Annotated in this window: 12 protein-coding genes; all 12 read left to right on the forward strand. The window is 70.9% G+C overall.

What is annotated here, in order from left to right; genetic code table 11:
* The first annotated feature begins 242 nt into the window (after positions 1-242).
* Positions 243-3,254, forward strand: a complete 3,012-nt coding sequence (locus tag OM513_RS09215) for a TonB-dependent receptor plug domain-containing protein (RefSeq protein WP_264943881.1) — start codon at positions 243-245, stop codon at positions 3,252-3,254.
* A 196-nt stretch (positions 3,255-3,450) separates the two neighbouring features.
* Positions 3,451-4,389 carry a MurR/RpiR family transcriptional regulator gene (locus tag OM513_RS09220; protein WP_264943882.1) on the forward strand — a complete coding sequence of 313 codons (939 nt, stop codon included), beginning with the start codon at positions 3,451-3,453 and terminating at the stop codon, positions 4,387-4,389.
* Complete coding sequence (locus tag OM513_RS09225; RefSeq protein WP_264943883.1) at positions 4,389-5,747, forward strand: aspartate aminotransferase family protein; 1,359 nt, start codon at positions 4,389-4,391, stop codon at positions 5,745-5,747. The genes OM513_RS09220 and OM513_RS09225 overlap by 1 nt, the downstream gene beginning before the upstream one ends.
* On the forward strand, positions 5,741-7,336 hold the full coding sequence (locus OM513_RS09230) for an ABC transporter substrate-binding protein (RefSeq protein ID WP_264943884.1): 1,596 nt from the start codon (positions 5,741-5,743) through the stop codon (positions 7,334-7,336). The genes OM513_RS09225 and OM513_RS09230 overlap by 7 nt, the downstream gene beginning before the upstream one ends.
* Positions 7,329-8,828 (forward strand): M81 family metallopeptidase, encoded by a 1,500-nt coding sequence (locus OM513_RS09235; RefSeq protein WP_264943885.1) that lies wholly within the window; start codon positions 7,329-7,331, stop codon positions 8,826-8,828. The genes OM513_RS09230 and OM513_RS09235 overlap by 8 nt, the downstream gene beginning before the upstream one ends.
* Entirely contained in the window at positions 8,828-9,769 is a 942-nt protein-coding gene (locus tag OM513_RS09240; RefSeq protein WP_264943886.1) for an ABC transporter permease, read from the forward strand. The genes OM513_RS09235 and OM513_RS09240 overlap by 1 nt, the downstream gene beginning before the upstream one ends.
* On the forward strand, positions 9,766-10,611 hold the full coding sequence (locus tag OM513_RS09245) for an ABC transporter permease (RefSeq protein ID WP_264943887.1): 846 nt from the start codon (positions 9,766-9,768) through the stop codon (positions 10,609-10,611). Before OM513_RS09240 ends, OM513_RS09245 begins: the two co-directional genes overlap by 4 nt.
* Positions 10,611-11,561, forward strand: coding sequence for an ABC transporter ATP-binding protein (locus tag OM513_RS09250; protein ID WP_264943888.1), 951 nt, complete (start codon positions 10,611-10,613; stop codon positions 11,559-11,561). The genes OM513_RS09245 and OM513_RS09250 overlap by 1 nt, the downstream gene beginning before the upstream one ends.
* On the forward strand, positions 11,558-12,547 hold the full coding sequence (locus tag OM513_RS09255; RefSeq protein ID WP_264943889.1) for an ABC transporter ATP-binding protein: 990 nt from the start codon (positions 11,558-11,560) through the stop codon (positions 12,545-12,547). Before OM513_RS09250 ends, OM513_RS09255 begins: the two co-directional genes overlap by 4 nt.
* Positions 12,547-14,586 carry a S9 family peptidase gene (locus tag OM513_RS09260; RefSeq protein ID WP_264943890.1) on the forward strand — a complete coding sequence of 680 codons (2,040 nt, stop codon included), beginning with the start codon at positions 12,547-12,549 and terminating at the stop codon, positions 14,584-14,586. The genes OM513_RS09255 and OM513_RS09260 overlap by 1 nt, the downstream gene beginning before the upstream one ends.
* Complete coding sequence (locus OM513_RS09265) at positions 14,583-15,827, forward strand: dicarboxylate/amino acid:cation symporter (RefSeq protein WP_264943891.1); 1,245 nt, start codon at positions 14,583-14,585, stop codon at positions 15,825-15,827. The genes OM513_RS09260 and OM513_RS09265 overlap by 4 nt, the downstream gene beginning before the upstream one ends.
* Positions 15,817-17,280, forward strand: a complete 1,464-nt coding sequence (locus tag OM513_RS09270) for an amidohydrolase (RefSeq protein ID WP_264943892.1) — start codon at positions 15,817-15,819, stop codon at positions 17,278-17,280. The genes OM513_RS09265 and OM513_RS09270 overlap by 11 nt, the downstream gene beginning before the upstream one ends.

A 17,280-nucleotide genomic window follows, 5' to 3' on the forward strand; every position in this document is an offset into this window, starting at 1 on the left:
CTCCCTGGACAGCGACTTAGCGATCGGCTTCCCTCTCCGTCGCGGGGAGACGGTGGGCGGGATTCCCCGGAAGAGCGCCGGAATAAAACAAATGTTGCATTCATTCTGGTTTGATGAAACAAATGTGCCATCGAATCGGGAAACTCCTGTTGCGAGGGAGCCCGGCGGCGCCTGGGGGTGTTGCCGGGGGCGCTCGCGTGCGGCCCGGATCGATGGTGTCGCTGGCCATCCGGGGGACTGCAATGAAACCGCTCTATCGATCGCGACTGTTGATCTCTTCGCTGCTGCTTGGGGGCTCGCTGTTCGCCGCGCCCGCGATGGCGCAGCCGCTCGCCGCCCAGGCGGACGAGCCCGCCGCAACCGATCCCGCAGAAGATGAGGGCGAAGGCATCGTCGTCACCGGTTCGCGCATCGTGCGCGCCGACCTGGAGACATCCAGCCCCGTCAACGTCATCGGCGCGGAGGAGATCGCGTTCCGCCAGCCGAACTCGACGGAGGAGCTGCTGCGCGACCTGCCGTCGGCGCGTCCGTCGCTGGGATCGCAGGTCAACAACGGCGGCAACGGATCGGCCACGGTCGACCTGCGCGGCCTGGGCGCGAACCGCACGCTGGTGATCCTGGACGGCCGTCGCGTCACCCCGTTCGGCCTGGACGGCATCGTCAATCTGAACGTGGTGCCGGTGGCGCTGCTGGAGCGCGTGGACGTGGTCACCGGCGGCGCATCGTCGGTCTATGGCGCGGACGCGGTGGCGGGCGTGGTGAACTTCATCACCAAGCGCGATTTCTCCGGCCTGGCGCTCAACGCCAACTACGGCATCGCCGAGGAAGGCGACGGCGCCCGCTGGCGCGCCGACGTGCTGATGGGTGCGAACCTGGACGACGGCCGCGGCAATGCGGTACTGGGCATTTCGTACAGCAAGCGCGACGCGGTCCTGGCGACCTCGCGCGATGTCTCGGCCGTGCCGATCAGCTCCACCACCGGCCTGCCCAGCGCCTCCACGCTGACGGTGCCCTCGCTGTTCCGTTCGCTGCTGAAGAGCGCGTCGAACCCCAACGGCCTGCCGACCAACGGTTCGGGCGCGATCTACGATCCCAGCATCGGCATGTTCCGCGCCGCAACCGCCGCCGACGTCGCGACGACGAACGAAGGCAACTATATGCAGACGCCGCTGGAGAGCATCAACGCTTATGCCTCCGCGCGTTATGAAGTGACGGACAACATCGAATTCTATGCGAGCGCGATGTTCTCGCGGAACACGACCCAGCTCGCGCTGAATTCGACCGGCACCTTCAGCAACACCTATGCGCTGCCGCTCAACAACCCCTATCTCACCGATGCGGCGCGCAGCCAGCTCTGCGCGGCGGCCGGGATCAGCGTGGCGAACTGCGCCGCGGCGGCGTCGGCCACGGGCGGCCCGAGCAGCGCCGGATACCGCACGGTCACGATCATGCCGTCGCGGCGTTTCTCCGAATATGGCTATCGCTACAACACCAATGAATCGACCATGTTCCAGGTGCAGGGCGGCGTCCGCGGCGACATCACCAGCACGCTGAAGTTCGATCTTTCGGCGCAATATGGCGAGACCAGCCAGAACCAGCTCCGCGAGAACTGGGGCTCCAACAGCCGCGTCGCCCAGGCGCTGCTCGCCTATCGCAACGCCTCGGGCACGCCGGTCTGCCAGGATACGTCGAACGGCTGCGTGCCGCTCAACATCTTCGGCGGGCTGGGCACGATCACGCCGGAGATGCTGGGCTTCGTCGGCCTGGATTCGCTGGTGCGCCGCCTCACCACGCTGACGGTGGTGACGGGATCGATCTCGGGCGACCTGTTCGGCGCCGCCAGCCCCTTCGCGTCGAACCCGATCGCGTTCGCGATCGGCGCCGAATATCGCGACAACACCGCCAAGGCGACGCCCGACATGCCGGCGCAGATCCAGGGCGAGGTGCTGGGCACCGGCGCGCGCACGCCGCCGGATTTCGGCCAGTATGACGTGAAGGAAGTGTTCGGCGAGCTGATCGCGCCGCTGGTGGAGGACAGCTTCATCAAGTCCGCGACGCTGGAGGCCGGCATCCGCCTGTCCGACTATTCGACGACGGGCAGCAGCGTGACCTGGAAGGTCGGCGGGGCGCTGGAGCCGGTGGACGGCTTCAAGCTGCGCGCGATGTATCAGGTGGCGGTGCGTTCGCCGAACATCCAGGAGCTGTACCAGTCGCCTGTGCGCGCGCTGGGCAGCCTGACGGTGGATCCGTGCGCGGGCGCTTCGCCCTCCGCGCCCTCCAGCCTCTGCTATGCGACCGGCGCTCCCGCCGGTTCCTATGGCAGCATTCCGGCCACCTCGGGCCAGATCACGCTCAGCACCCAGGGCAACCCGAACCTGGACGTGGAGCGCGCCCGCACCTGGACGGTGGGCGGCGTGTTCACCCCGCGGTTCCTGCCGGGCTTCTCGGCGACGGTCGACTGGTTCCGCATCCGCATCAGCGACCTGATCTCGTCGGTGACGCAGGACGACGTGCTGAACGGTTGTTACTCGACCGCGCTCAATCCGGCGCAGACGCCCAACGCCTTCTGCGCGCTGATCGAACGCAACCCGGTCACCGGCACGCTGCTGACCGACGGCGGCGCGGCGGGCGTGGCGATCTCCAGCTCGAACCTGGGCCGCATGGGCACCGCGGGCGTGGACCTGGGGCTGCGCTACAATTTCGATCTGGCCGATGTGTTCGGCGGCGATCCGGGGAACCTGTCGTTCGCCTTCAACGGCACCTGGCTCGACTATTACTGGACCCAGGCGACGCCGAACACGATCACCCGCGAATGTTCGGGCCGTTACTCAACGGGCTGCACGCTGGCGCGGCCGACGTGGCGGTGGAACCTGCGCAGCACCTATGCCAAGGGGCCGTTCGCGCTGTCGCTGATGTGGAGCCACCTGAGCGCGGTGGACTTCGAGCCGATCGCCCCGGCGGCCGGCACGGTTCCGCTCACCACGCCGCAGGCCGGCAGCACCGCCGCCACCTATAACGGCGTGCTTCCGCAGTTCCGCCACGTCGGCGCTTACGACTATTTCGACGTCAACCTGGACTTCGACGTGAGCGAGCAGTTCGGCATCACCCTGCTGGTGGAGAATCTGTTCGACAAGCAGCCGCCGCAGCTTGGTTCGAGCGTCGCCGGAACCGCGCATAACAACGGCAACACCATGCCGATGCTCTATGACGCGATCGGGCGTTCCTACACCGTCAGCGCCCGGCTGAAGTTCTGACGCGGGCGATACGGCCCGCGGGCGGGGGGAGGGCGGCGCGATCCGCCGCTTTCTCCCCGGCCCGGCGGGGTCAAAAACAAATGTTGTCATGTATTTCCCCTTCGGCAACAAATGTTGCGTTGCTGTTCGACACAGGCGAGCGGATGCCCGTGACGTGGTTCCCGGTTCGTCTGCCGCCCCGGGGGGGAGGTTCCGCATGACCGCACGCACGGAAGAGGCCCTGCAGCCTTCCCCGGAATCGAACCTGTCCGGCGCGGACGCCGCCGCCGGCACCAGTGCGAGAACCATCGTGAACCGATTGAACGAGGCCGCGGTGAACCTGCCGCCCAAGCTCGCCGCCGCGGCGCGCTATGTGGCCGCGCATCCGTTCGACGCCGCGAGCATGCCGATGCGGGCGCTCGCCCGCCAGACCGACGAGCAGCCGACCACCTATACGCGGCTTGCCCGCTCGCTGGGCTATTCCGGCTGGGAAGCGCTGCGTGCCGAGCTGATCGCCGATGCGCGGATTGATCTGGCCGCGGCGCGCGAGGCTCCCTTCTCCTCGCGCCCGCTGCTGCCTTCGGGCGAGGGGACGCTGGCGGGGCGGATGCTCTCCACCGATATCCACAACATCGCCGAGCTGGACGGCCGCGCGCTGGATGCCGCCGCGTCGGTGATCGAGCGGGCGGGGCGGGTGTTCGTGAGCGGTTACCGTTCCTGCTACGCGCCCGCGGTCCATTTCCACTATCTCTACCGGCTGTTCCGCAACGAGGTTTCGATCATCGGATCGGCGGGCGGGATGCTGGACCTTGAACTGGGCGGGCTCCAGGCGGGCGACGCGGTGGTGCTGTTCGGCTTCGCGCCCTATTCGCGCGACGGCTTCCTGACGGCGCAGGCGGCGATCTCCGCGGGCGCGTCGCTGATCGCGGTGGTGGACAGCGCGGATTCGCCGCTGGCGCAGGGGGCGGAGGTGGCGCTGCTCTTCAACGCGGATTCGCCCGGCTATTTCCCCTCGCTCTCGGCCTGCACGGCGCTGATCCAGGCGCTGGCGGGCACGCTCTATATCCGTGCGGGCGCCGAAGGGCGCGAGCGGCTGCGCGCCGCCGAAGCGCGCATCGCCGCGCATACCGCCTATCTCGATCCGGATCTCGGCTAGTGACCAGTCATGTCCTTCACCGGCGGCTCTCAGGCCCGCCGATCCCGCGCGCCGTATCGGCCAGCGGGCTCATCATCACCGACAGCGACGGCCGCGAGGTGATCGACGCTTCCGGCGGCGCGGCGGTATCGTGCCTGGGGCACGGCCATCCACGCGTCGTCGATGCGATCTGCCGCCAGGCGGGCAAGCTGGCCTATGCCCATAACAGCTTCTTCACCTCCGAACCCGCCGAGGAGCTGGCCGATCTGCTGGTGGGCCATGCCCCCGGCAACCTGGCCACCGCCTGCTTCGTCGCGGGCGGATCTGAGGCGATGGAGACCGCGCTGAAGCTGGTGCGGCAATATCATCTGGAGACCGGCCAGCCCGATCGCGTCCACTTCATCGCGCGGCGGCAGAGCTATCACGGCAACAGCCTGGGGGCGCTGGCGCTTTCCGGCAATGTCGCGCGTCGCGCCGCCTATGCGCCGATGCTGCCGCGCAATTTCTCGCACGTCTCGCCCGCCGATCCGGTGCATGGCCGGCTGGCCGGCGAGGACGATGCGGCGATGGTCGCGCGGCTGGCCGCGGAGCTGGAGGCCGAGTTCGAGCGCGTCGGCCCTGGCCGCGTCGCCGCCTTTTGCGCGGAGACGGTGGTGGGCGCCACCGCGGGCGCGCTGGCGGCGCCGGCCGGCTATTTCGCCGCGATCCGCCGCGTGTGCGATCGCCACGGCGCGCTGCTCGTCCTGGACGAGGTGATGTGCGGCATGGGCCGCACCGGCACCACCCACGCCTGGGAGCAAGAGGCGGTGACGCCCGACGTGCAGATCGTCGCCAAGGGGCTGGGCGGCGGATATCAGCCGATCGGCGCGGTGCTGGCCGGCGCGCGCGTGGCCCAGGCGATCGCCAACGGCTCCGGATCGCTGATGCACGGCTTCACCTATATGGGCCATCCGCTCGCCTGCGCCGCCGCGCTGGCCGTGCAGCGGGTGATCGCCGAGGATCGCCTGCTCGACAATGTCGGGGCGATGGGATCGCTGCTGATGCGGACGCTGAGCGATCGCTTCGGCGGGCACCCGCGCGTTGCCGACATCCGCGGGCGCGGGCTGCTGGTGGCGGTGGAGCTGGGGATCGACGGGCCGGGCGGCGTGCCGTTCGCCCCCGCCGCCAAGGTGGCCGACCGGATCAAGGCGCGCGCGATGGAACTGGGCCTGGCCTGTTATCCCGGCGCGGGCACGATCGACGGGGTGAACGGCGATCACGTGCTGCTTGCCCCGCCCTATATCGCCCAGGCGGACGATATCGCGCGGATCGTGGAGCGGCTGGGCGAGGCGGTGGACAGCGTCTGCCGCGAGGTGGTGCAGCTTCCCGCGCCATGCTGACCCGGCGGGGCATGATCGGCGGGGCCGCGGCGCTGGCAGGCGCGATGGCCCTGCCGGGCTGTGCCCCCCGGCTGGACGGGCGCGTGCTGCGCTTCGTGCCCCAGGCCGATCTCGCCTCGCTCGACCCCATCTGGACCACCGCCAGCGTCACCCGGACCCACGGCTATATGGTCTATGATACGCTGTTCGGCATAGACGCCGCCTTCCGCCCGCAGCCGCAGATGATCGAGGGCTTCGAACGCGACGCCGATGGGCTGCGCTGGACGATGCGGCTGCGGCCCGGCCTGCGCTTCCACGACGGCGAGCCGGTGCGCGCGCGCGATTGCGTGGCCAGCCTGGAACGCTGGAGCCATCGCGACGCCATGGGCCAGGCGCTGTTCGCCGCGGCGGACGCGGTGACGGCGCAGGGCGACCGCGATCTGGTGTTCCGGCTGAAGGAGCCGTTCCCGCTGCTGCCCGATGCGCTGGGCAAGCTGGGCGTCAACGTGCCCTTCATCATGCCCGAGCGGCACGCGCGGACCAGCCCCTTCGTTCAGGTGTCCGAGATGGTCGGCAGCGGCCCCTATCGCTTCCTGGACGGCGAGCGGATCGTGGGCGCGCGCGCCGCCTATGCCCGGTTCGACGGCTATGTGCCGCGCGCGGCGGGGCGGGCGGAATGGACCTCCGGCCCCAAGCATGCGCGGTTCGATCGCGTCGAATGGACGGTGATCCCCGATCCCGCCACTGCATCGATCGCGCTGCGCAACCGCGAGATCGACTGGCTGGAGGTGCCTTCGATCGATCTGCTGCCGCTGATCGCCGGCGATCCCGCGCTGGCGCTGCCGGAGATCGATCCGACGGGCGCGGTGGCGATCCTGCGGCCCAACCATCTGTGGCCGCCGTTCGACAATCCGGCGATCCGCCGCGCCGTGCTGCGCGTGGTTCGGCAGGACGGTTTCATGGCTGCCGCGGGCTTCGCACGCGAGGCGCGGCGTTCGGGAGTGGGCGTGTTTCCGCCCGATACGCCGCTCGCCACATCGGCGGGGCTGGATCTGTGGCAGGGCGAGCCGGATTTCGACCGCGCCCGCGCCGAGATCCGCGCGGCGGGCTATGACGGCGGGCCGGTGGTGGTGATGGGCACCACCGACCCGCCGATCCTGCGCGCGCTGGCCGAGGTGGGGGCGGACCTGCTGCGCCGCTGCGGCTTCAACGTCGATTACCAGGTGATGGACTGGAACGCCGTGATCCAGCGGCGCGCGCGGCGGGTGCGCCCGTCGGAGGGCGGGTGGAATGTGTTCTTCACCCATTGGACCGGGCTCGATCTGCTCAATCCCGCCGGTCATATGTCGCTGCGCGGCAACGGCGAGAAGGCGTGGTTCGGCTGGCCCACCGCGCCGCGGCTGGAGGCGCTGCGCGCGCAGTGGATGCGCGAGGCCGATCCGGCGGCGCAGAAGCGCATCGCCGAACAGATCCAGCTCCAGGCGCTGGAGGACGTGCCCTATATCCCGCTCGGCCAGTTTCACATGCCCACTGCCTGCAGCCGCTCGCTGAGCGGGCTGCTCCATGGCCTGCCGCTGTTCTGGAACGTGGAGCGCGCGGGCAATGCCTAGGCTCGCCGTCGCCATGCTCTCTCACGAGGGCAACAGCTTCTCGCCGGTGCCCACCACGCTGGCGGATTTCCAAGCCGCCGTCTGGTGCGCGGGGCCGGAGGCGCGGCTGCGCTTCGCCGGGACCGAGAGCGAGATGGGCGGCGTGCTGGCCTTCCTGGCCGCGCGGCCCGACTGGGACGCGGAGTTCCTGCGCGTGGCCCAGGCGACGCCCGGCGGGCCGCTGGCCCCCGGAGTGTTCGATGCGATCCGCGCGGAGATCGTCGAGGGACTGGCTGGCGGGCGCTTCGATGCGGTCTATCTGGCGCTGCACGGCGCGATGATGGTCGAGGGCCGCGACCTGGCCGACCTGGAGCTGATCGCGCGCGTCCGCGAGGCGATCGGGCCGGAGGTGCCGCTGGGGGTCTCCTTCGATCTCCATGCCAATCTCGATCCCTCGATCGCGTGGCTGGTGGATTTCGCCAGCGCCTACAAGACGCATCCGCATGTGGACCAGCGCGACACCGCGCTGCGTGTGCTCGACGCGCTGGACCGGACGCTGGTGGGCGCGATCCGGCCGGTTGGCGCCATCGCCAAGGCGGGCGCGATCCTGCCTTCGATCAACATGCGCACCGACGCCGGGCCGATGGCAGAGATCGAGGCGATCGCCGCGTCGCTGGTGACGGGGCCGGTGCTGGAGGCGGTGCCCTTCGGCGGTTTCTCCTATGCCGATACGGCGGCGGCGGGCGCGGCGGCGATGGTGTTCGCCGATCGCGACCGCGACGCCGCGGTCCGCGCCGCCGGGCATCTGCGCGACGCCATCGACGCGCGGCGCGACGCCTTTTTCGAGCCGCTGCCCGGCCCCGCCGAGGCGGTGGCGCGGGCGCTGGCGGTGATCGCGCGCGGCGAAGGGCCGGTGGCGGTGGTGGACGCCGGGGATAATCCGCTGTCGGGCGGCATCGCTGATACGCCGGGGCTGCTCCGCGCGCTGATCGATGCCGCGCCCCCGGTTCCCAGCCTGATGATCTATTTCTGCGATCCGGAACTGGTCGGCTGGGCCGAGGCGGCGGGCGCGGGCGGGCGGCTGGAAGGCACGCTGGGCGCGCGGCTGAGCGATCGCTTCGGCGCGGCGGTGCCCTTTGCCGCCACCGTGGTGGCGCTCGCGCCCGGCGCATTCGCCGCGCGCCCGCCGCTGATCTGCGGCCCCGGCATCGATTTCGGGCGGCTGGCGCTGATCCGGCTGGATGGCGCGGGCGGCGGAATCCATGTCGTGCTCGCCACCCGCGCCGCGTCGCCGCACGATCCGGGGCTGCTGACCGCGCTGGGGATCGGCCAGGCGGATTTCCCGCTGGTGGGCATCAAGGCGAAGAACCATTTCCGCGCCGCCTATGCCGGGCGTTTCGGCGCCATCCTGGCCTGCGACGCGCCGGGGCCGGCGGCGCTGGATATCGCCGCCTTCCCGTTCGAACGCGCGCCGGGGCACCTCTATCCGCTGGGCGGCGGGGGAGGCGCCTGATGCTCGGCTATGCGCTCCGCCGCGTGGCGGCATCGGTTCCGGTGGCCTTTTGCGTCGCGCTGTTCGTCTTCGCGCTGCTCTATCTGGCGCCCGGCGATCCGGCGGCGCTGATGGCGGGCGACGCGGCATCGCCCGCGGATATCGAGAAGCTGCGCGCCGCGCTGGGCCTCGACCGGCCTTTCCTGACGCGCTTCGTCGAATGGCTGTGGCGCATCCTGCACGGCGATCTGGGCACCTCCGTCTTCACCGGCATCCCTGTCGCGACGCTGATCGGCCAGCGCGTGCTGGCGACCTTCAGCCTGATGATCGTCGCGCTGCTGATCGCCTCCGGCATCGGCGTTCCGATGGGCGCGCTGGCGGCCTATCGCCCCGGCGGCGCTGCGGATCGCGCGGTGATGGTGGGCGGCGTGCTGGGCTTTTCGGTGCCGGTGTTCGTCACGGGCTATCTGCTGTCCTACATCTTCGCCTATCGCCTCGGCTGGTTCGCGGTGCAGGGCTTCGTCTCGCCGTTCGCGGATTTCGGCGGCTTCCTGCGCACCATCCTGCTTCCCGCGGCATCGCTCGCCGGGGCCTATGCCGCGCTGATCGCGCGCATCACCCGCGCGACGATGCTGGACGTGCTGGCGCAGGATCATGTCCGCACCGCGCGCGCCAAGGGGCTGGGCGAGGCGCGGGTGGTGATCGTCCACGGCCTGAGCAACGCCGCCGCGCCGATCCTGACGGTGATGGGCATGGGCGCGGCCGTGCTGCTGGGCGGCGCGGTGGTGACCGAGACGGTGTTCGGCATCCCGGGCCTGGGGCGGCTGACCGTCGATGCGGTGCTGCGCCGCGACTATCCGGTGATCCAGGGCGTGACGCTGTTCCTGGCCTTCATCTTCGTGGCGGTGAACCTGGGCGTGGACCTGCTCTGCGCCGCGATCGATCCGCGGGTGCGGCAATGAGCGGCCCGGCCCTGCCGCGCGTTGCGCTGCGCCGTCCGACCCAGCTTGAGGCGGGGATCGCGATCCTGCTGCTGATCCTGCTCGTCGCGCTGCTGGCGCCGCTGATCGCGGGCGGGCGCGATCCGGCGCTGATCCTGCCGCACGAACGCGCGCTGCCGCCCAGCCTGGCGCGTCCCTTCGGCACCGACCTGCTGGGGCGCGACCTGTTCGCGCGGGTGCTCTACGGCGCGCGGGTTTCGCTGATGGTGGGGCTGGGCGTGGCGGCGGCGGCGACGCTGGCGGGAACGCTGGTGGGCGTGATCGCCGGCTATGTCCGCCCGCTGGACGGCGTGCTGATGCGGATGGTGGACGGGCTGATGTCGATCCCGCCGGTGCTGCTGGCGGTGGCGATGGTGGCGGTGATGCGCGGATCGGTGTTCAACGTGATCCTGGCGATCGCGCTGGCCGAGCTGCCGCGCGTCGTGCGGCTGGCGCGGGCGAGCGTGCAGACGGTGCGCGGCCAGCTCTATGTCCAGGCCGCGATCACCAGCGGCGCGCGCACCCCCGCGATCCTGATCCGCCACATCCTGCCCAACATCGCCGCCGCCATGTTCGTCCAGGCGACCTTCATCGGCGCGTCGGCGATCATGCTGGAGGCGGTGCTCTCGTTCGTCGGCGCGGGCATCCCGCCGACCACGCCCACCTGGGGCAACATCATGGCCGAGGGCCGCAGCCTGTGGCAGGTGAAGCCGCACATCCTGGTCTTCCCCGCGATCCTGCTGTGCCTGACCGTGCTGGGCGTCAACCTGCTCGGCGATGGTCTTCGCGACCGGCTCGATCCGCGCGGCGGGGGGGCGGGCTGATGGCGCTGCTCGACGTGCGCGGCCTGCGCGTGGAATTCGCGTCGCGGAGCGGCCCGCTGGCGGCAGTCGAGGGGCTCGATCTGGCGGTGGCGCCGGGCGAGACGCTGGCGCTGGTCGGCGAATCGGGCAGCGGCAAATCGGTCGCGTCGATGGCGGTGATGGGGCTGCTGCCCGCCACCGCGCGCGTGAGCGGGCAGGCGCTGTTCGAGGGCGAGGACCTGATCGCCATGCCCCCGGCCGAGCTGCGGCGGCGGCGCGGATCGGGCATCGCCATGGTGTTCCAGGAGCCGATGACCAGCCTGAACCCGGTGCTGACCATCGGCCGCCAGCTTATCGAGGCGCTGCCCCGTGTCGAGCGCGCCAGCCGCGCCGCCGCGCGCGGGCGGGCGGCGGAGCTGCTTGCGTCGGTGGGGATCACCGCGCCGGAAAGCCGGCTGGACGAGTTCCCCCACCAGCTTTCGGGGGGCATGCGCCAGCGGGTGATGATCGCGATCGCGCTGGCGGGCCGCCCGCGCCTGATCATCGCGGATGAGCCCACCACCGCGCTGGACGTGACGGTGCAGGCGCAGATCGTGGCGCTGCTGCAATCGCTCCAGCGCGACACCGGCATCGCGATCCTGCTGATCAGTCACGATCTGGCGCTGGTGCGGCAGATGGCGGGGCGGGTGGCCGTGATGTACGCCGGGCGCAAGGTGGAGGAGGCCGCCGCCGCCGCGCTGTTCGATCGGCCAGGCCATCCCTATTCGGCCGGGCTGATCGCGGCGATCCCGCGGCTGGGGGGCGGGCGCGAGGCGCGGCTGGCGGAAATCCCGGGCGCCGCGCCTTCGCTCGCCGAGCGCGGGCCGGGGTGCAACTTCGCCCCGCGCTGCCCGATGGCGGCGGAGGTCTGCGCCACGCCGCCGCCCGCGACAGGCATCGCCTGCCACTTCCGCACGGAGGCGGCGGCATGAGCGCGCTGCTGGAGGTCGAGGGGCTGGAGAAGCGCTATCGCCTGCGCCGGGGCCGCGTGCTCCAGGCGGTGGCGGGTGTGTCCTTCGCGATCGCGCCGGGCGAGGTGCTGGCGCTGGTCGGCGAATCAGGCTGCGGCAAATCCACTATCGGCCGGTGCCTGCTGCGGCTGGAATCGCCCGACGGCGGCAGCATCCGCTTTGGCGGCGAGCGGGTGGACCGGCTGGGAGCGGGCGCCTTCCGCCCCTATCGCAAGCGCATCCAGATGGTGTTCCAGGACCCCTATGGCAGCCTGGACCCGCGCATGCGCGTGGCCGATATCCTGGCCGAGCCGCTGGTCAGCCTGGGGCTGGCGCGCGGCACCGGCGATGCGATGCCGCGCGTGCTGGAGCTGCTCGACATGGTGCGGATGCCGCGATCGGCGGCGGAGCGGCGGCCGCATGAATTCTCCGGCGGCCAGCGCCAGCGCATCGGCATCGCCCGCGCGCTGGCGGTGCAGCCCGAGCTGATCGTCTGCGACGAGGCCGTTTCCGCGCTCGACGTTTCGGTGAAGGCCCAGATCGTCAACCTGCTTGCCGATCTGCGCGCGGAGCTGGGGCTGGCGATGCTCTTCATCAGCCATGATCTGGCGATCGTCGAGCGTATCGCGGACCGGGTGGCGGTGATGTACCTGGGCCGCATCGCCGAGATCGGCACGGCGGAGGCGGTGCTGGGTGCGCCGCGCCACCCCTATACGCGCGGGCTGCTGGCCGCCGCCCCGCGCATCGATGCGCCGCTCGACCCGGCCGTGCTGTTGACGGGCGAGCCGCCGGATCCCGCCGCGCCGCCCAGCGGCTGCCGCTTCCGCACCCGCTGCCCCCGCGCGCAGGATCGCTGCGCAGTGGAGGAGCCGCAACTCGTTCCGCTCGATGGCGGCCGTGCCGCCGCCTGCCATTTTCCCGAACCGGCGCCCGCGCGCCAAGATGTTCCCGCCCTGGAGGTGCCCTGATGCCCGTCCTTCGCCCGATTTCGCTGTTCCTGTCGGCGCTGCTTGCCCTGGCGGCCCCGGCCATGGCGCAGCCGCCCAAGGTGATGACCCCCGATCTGCTGACGCGGATGGACCGGCTGACCGACGCCGCCGTTTCGCCCGACGGCACGCGCGCGGCCTATGTGGTGCGCACCATTTCCGCCGATCTGGCGAAGACCGCGACGCACATCCTGATCGCCGACCTGGCGAAGCCCGACGCGCCGCATGTCGCGATCGCGGGCGGCCCGGCGCGGCAGGACATGCCGGTCTGGTCGGCGGACGGCCGCAGCCTCTATTTCCGCGGGCCGGACGCGGCGGGGATCAACCAGATCTGGCGCGCGGGCACGGACGGATCGGCGCCGGTGAAGCTCACCGCCAGCCCCATCGACATCGGCTATTTCCAGATCGCGCCCGATGGCGGCTTCGCGGTCGCTTCGCTGCGCGTCTACCCCGATTGCCCCACGCTGGCCTGCACCGTGGAGCGCGCCGCCAAGCCGCAGGCGACGACGCTGTACACGAAGCTCAACGTCCGTTTCTTCGACGCCTATGGCGACGGGCGCTACAACAGCCTGTTCAAGCTCGATCTTGCAGGCGGCAAGGCCCCGGTGGCGCTGATGCCCGGGTTCGAGAGCGACGTGCCCGCGCGTCCCTCCGGCACGGCGCGGTCCTTCGCCATCTCGCCCGATGGCGCGACCCTGGTGTTCGCCGCGCGGCGATCGGGCATTTCGGCGAACGTCACCGCGATCCACCGGCTGTTCGAGGTTTCGCTGAACGCCACCGCGGCCCCGCGCGAGATCGGCGCGGACCTGCCCGGATCGCACTTCAACCCCGTCTTCTCGCCCGACGGCAATCTGCTCGCCTATCTCGACAAGGCCGGCGCCGGATCGGACGGCGACAGCGCGGCGGTGCGCGTGCGCACGCTGGCGAGCGGAGAGGTGCGCGAGCTGGGCACGGGCTTCGACGGCTGGCCCAACAGCATCGCCTGGTCCTACGACGGCAAGAGCCTGCTTTCGCTCAGCGACGATGGCGGCACCCAGCAGATTCATGCCTATCCACTGTCGGGCAAGGCGCGGCGGCTGCCGGTGGCGGGCGGCGTATCGGGGCTGGAGGTCTCCAAGCGCGGGCTGCTGCTCACCATCAGCCGGTTCGACATGCCGCCCCAGCTCTTCGCCGCCAGCACCGCCGGGGGCAAGCTGACCCAGGTTACCCGGGTGGCGGCGGACCAGCTTGCCGGCGTGCCGATGGCGCCCACCCGCTCGATCACCTTCGCCGGGTGGAACGGCGATCCCGTGCAGGCCTTCGTCACCGAACCGCTGAACCGCGAGCCGGACAAGAAATATCCGGTGCTGTTCCTGATCCACGGCGGGCCGCACGGCGTCTATCAGAACGAATGGCTCTATGGCCGCAATCCCCAGGTGTGGGCGGCGCACGGCTATGCGACCGTGATGGTCAACTTCCACGGATCGACCGGTTTCGGCCAGAAATTCGCGCATGATGTGCTGCGCCATCGCGGCGACCGCGCGCTGGAGGATTTGCAGAAGGGCTGGGCGGCCGCGCTGGCGCAGAACCCGTTCCTGGACGGCGATCGCGGCTGCGCGATGGGCAGCTCGTTCGGCGGCTATATGATCTTCTGGATCGCGGGCGTGTGGAACGATCCGTGGAAATGCCTGATCGCGCATGCCGGGACGCTCGACTCGCGCTCGTACAGCAGCGACATCCTGTGGCACGCCGATCGCCAGATGGGCGGCACGCCCTGGGACAACCCCGAAGGCATCGAGGAATTCAACGCGATGCGCCACGTGGACAAGTGGAAGAAGCCGCTGCTGATCACCCATGGCGGGCGCGATTATCGCGTGCCGTTCGATCAGGGGCTGGCGGCCTTCGCCATCGCGCAGCAGCGCGGCATCCCCAGCGAGCTGCTCTATATGCCCAACGAGAACCACATCATCAGCGGCGCCGAGGCTTCGATCCGCTGGTATGAGGTGGTGGACGCCTGGCTCGATCGCTGGACCAAGCCATGAGCGGCGCGTTGCGCGGGTGGTTCGCGATCCCGCTGTGGCAGCGCATCCTGGGCGCGCTCGTCCTGGGCGTGGCGCTGGGGCTGCTGCTGGGTGAGCAGGCCAGGGCCATCGCCTGGATCGGCGACCTGTGGATCCGGCTGATCCGCATGATGGTGTTGCCGCTTGTGCTGGCGATGATCGTCGGCGGGGTGGCGGCGATGGGCGATCCCGCGCGGCTGGGCCGGGTGGGCGCGCGAACCGTCCTGTTGCTGGTGGGCATGACGACGCTGGCGATCTGCGTCGGGCTGGCGCTGGGCACGCTGCTCCGGCCCGGCGCGGGGATGGCGATCGCCGCCGCAGCGGAGCCCGCCAAGGCCGCGCGCGGCATCGGCGAGCAGATGCTGGCGATCGTCCCGGTCAACGTCTTCCAGGCGCTGGCCGGCGGCGAGACGCTGCCGGTGATCGTCTTCGCTATGGCGCTGGGCACCGGCGTTCTGCTGGCGGGCGAGGCGGCCCGCCCTGTGGCGGCGATGGCGGATGCGGCGGGGCAGGCGATCCTGCGCGCGGTGCGGCTGTTCATGGAGCTGGCGCCGCTCGGGGCGCTGGCGCTGGTCGCCAACGCGATCGGCAACCACGGGCTTGCGGTGTTCGCCAATCTGTCGCTGCTCGCGATCGGGCTGGCGGCGGGGGTGCTGTTCCAGATCCTGGTGGTGCAGGGGCTGGTGGTGCGCCTGCTGGGGCGGATGGGCGCGGGGCGCTTCTTCCGCGACATCCTGGAGGCGGTGCTGGTCGCCTTCTCCACCACCTCCAGCGCGGCGACGCTGCCGGTCAGCCTGCGGGTGGCGCAGGAGCGGCTCGGGCTGTCCGGGCCGCTGGTCAGCGCCGTGATCCCGCTCGGCGCCAGCATCGCGCGCGACGGCACGGGCGTCTATGTCGGGTTGCTCTGCATGTTCTCCGCCCAGGCGTTCGGCGTCGAGCTTTCGGCGATCGACTATCTGGTGCTGGTGCTGGGATCGGTGCTGCTGTCGCTAGGCGCGGCGGGGGTGCCGTCGGCATCGCTGTTCATGCTTTCGGGCGTGCTCTCGCTGATCGGTATCGGCGAGGCGCAGACGGCGGCGGTGGTGGCCTTCATCCTGCCGTTCGACCGGTTGCTCGACATGATCCGCACCGTTCCCAACGTTACCGCCAATCTTGCCGTGGCCACCGCCGTCGCGCGGAACGAGGCCGTGGCCGGTTCCAAGGAGTCCAGCAATGAAGCGTAGAAGCCTGCCGCTGCTCGCCGCCGCCGCCCTGGTGCTGGCGGGCACGGCGATGCCCGCCCGTGCCCAGCTTTCGGATCACGCCCAGCTCCTGGCCGCGGTGGACGGCCGCGCGGCGCAGATCGCCGGCATGTCGCGCGCGATCTGGGGCTTTGCCGAACAGGGCTATCAGGAGACGAAGAGCACCGCGCTGCTCCAGCAGGAGCTGCGCAAGGCTGGCTTCAGCGTCACGGCTGGCGTGGCGGGGATGCCCACGGCCTTCGTCGCCTCCTATCGCCGCGGCAAGGGCGGATCGGTGATCGGCATCCTGGCGGAGTTCGACGCGCTCCCCGGCCTGGCGCAGAAGGCGGTGCCGGAGCGCAGCCCGATCGCGGGGCAGGCGGCGGGCCATGGCTGCGGGCACAATCTGTTCGGCGCCGCTTCGGTGGGCGCGGCGATCGCGCTCAAGGGCTGGATGGACGCGAACGGCGTGGAGGGCGAGATCCGCGTCTATGGCACCCCGGCCGAGGAGGGCGGCGGCGCCAAGGTCTATATGGCGCGCGCCGGGCTGTTCGACGATGTCGATGCGGTGCTCCACTGGCATCCGGGCGACAGCAGCAGCGCCGCGCAGAGCCTGGCGATGGCGAATGTCAGCGGCAAGTTCCGCTTCCATGGCGTCTCCGCTCATGCCGCCAGTCACCCGGACCTGGGCCGTTCGGCGCTCGACGGGGTGGAGGTGATGGACGTCGCCGTCAACGCGATGCGCGAGCATGTGCCGGAGACGGTGCGCATCCACAACATCATCACCTCCGGCGGCAGCGCGCCCAATGTCGTGCCCGATTTCGCCGAGAGCTATTATTACGTCCGCGACTGGGACCCGGCGATCGTCCGCCAGGTGCTGGGGCGGGTGCGCAAGGCGGCGGACGGCGCCGCCATGGCGACCGAGACCAGTGTCGAGTTCGAGCTGATCAACGGCGTGTTCGGCCTGCTGCCCAACGACGTGCTGGGCCGGCTGGCCGACGCCAACCTGCGCGAGGCGGGGCCGCCGCGCTGGGACGATACCGACCGTGCCTTTGCCGACAAGCTGAGCAAGAGCCTGGCCGAACCCCGCCCGATCGAGGAGGGGCAGGGGGTGCAGCCCTATTCGCTGGGCGAGCGCGGCGCGGGATCGACCGACGTCGGCGATGTGAGCTGGGTGGTGCCGACCGTGGGCATCCGCGTCGCCACCTATCCGGCAGGCACGTCTGCGCATAGCTGGCAGGCGGTGGCCTCGGCGGGATCGCCGTTCGGGGAGAAGGGGGCGGTGGTCGCCGCCAAGACGCTGGTGCTGACCGCAGCCGATCTGATGCGCGATCCGGCCAAGGTGAAGGCGGCGCGCGCTGAGTTCGACCGGCGGCGCGGCCCCGGCTTCGCCTATCAGCCGCTGGTGGGCGACCGCAGCCCGCCGCTCGACTATCGCCGCAAGGCGGGGGAGTGA

Origin of the sequence: Sphingomonas canadensis, assembly GCF_026013525.1 — a bacterium.
Taxonomy (GTDB): Bacteria; Pseudomonadota; Alphaproteobacteria; order Sphingomonadales; family Sphingomonadaceae; genus Sphingomonas; species Sphingomonas canadensis.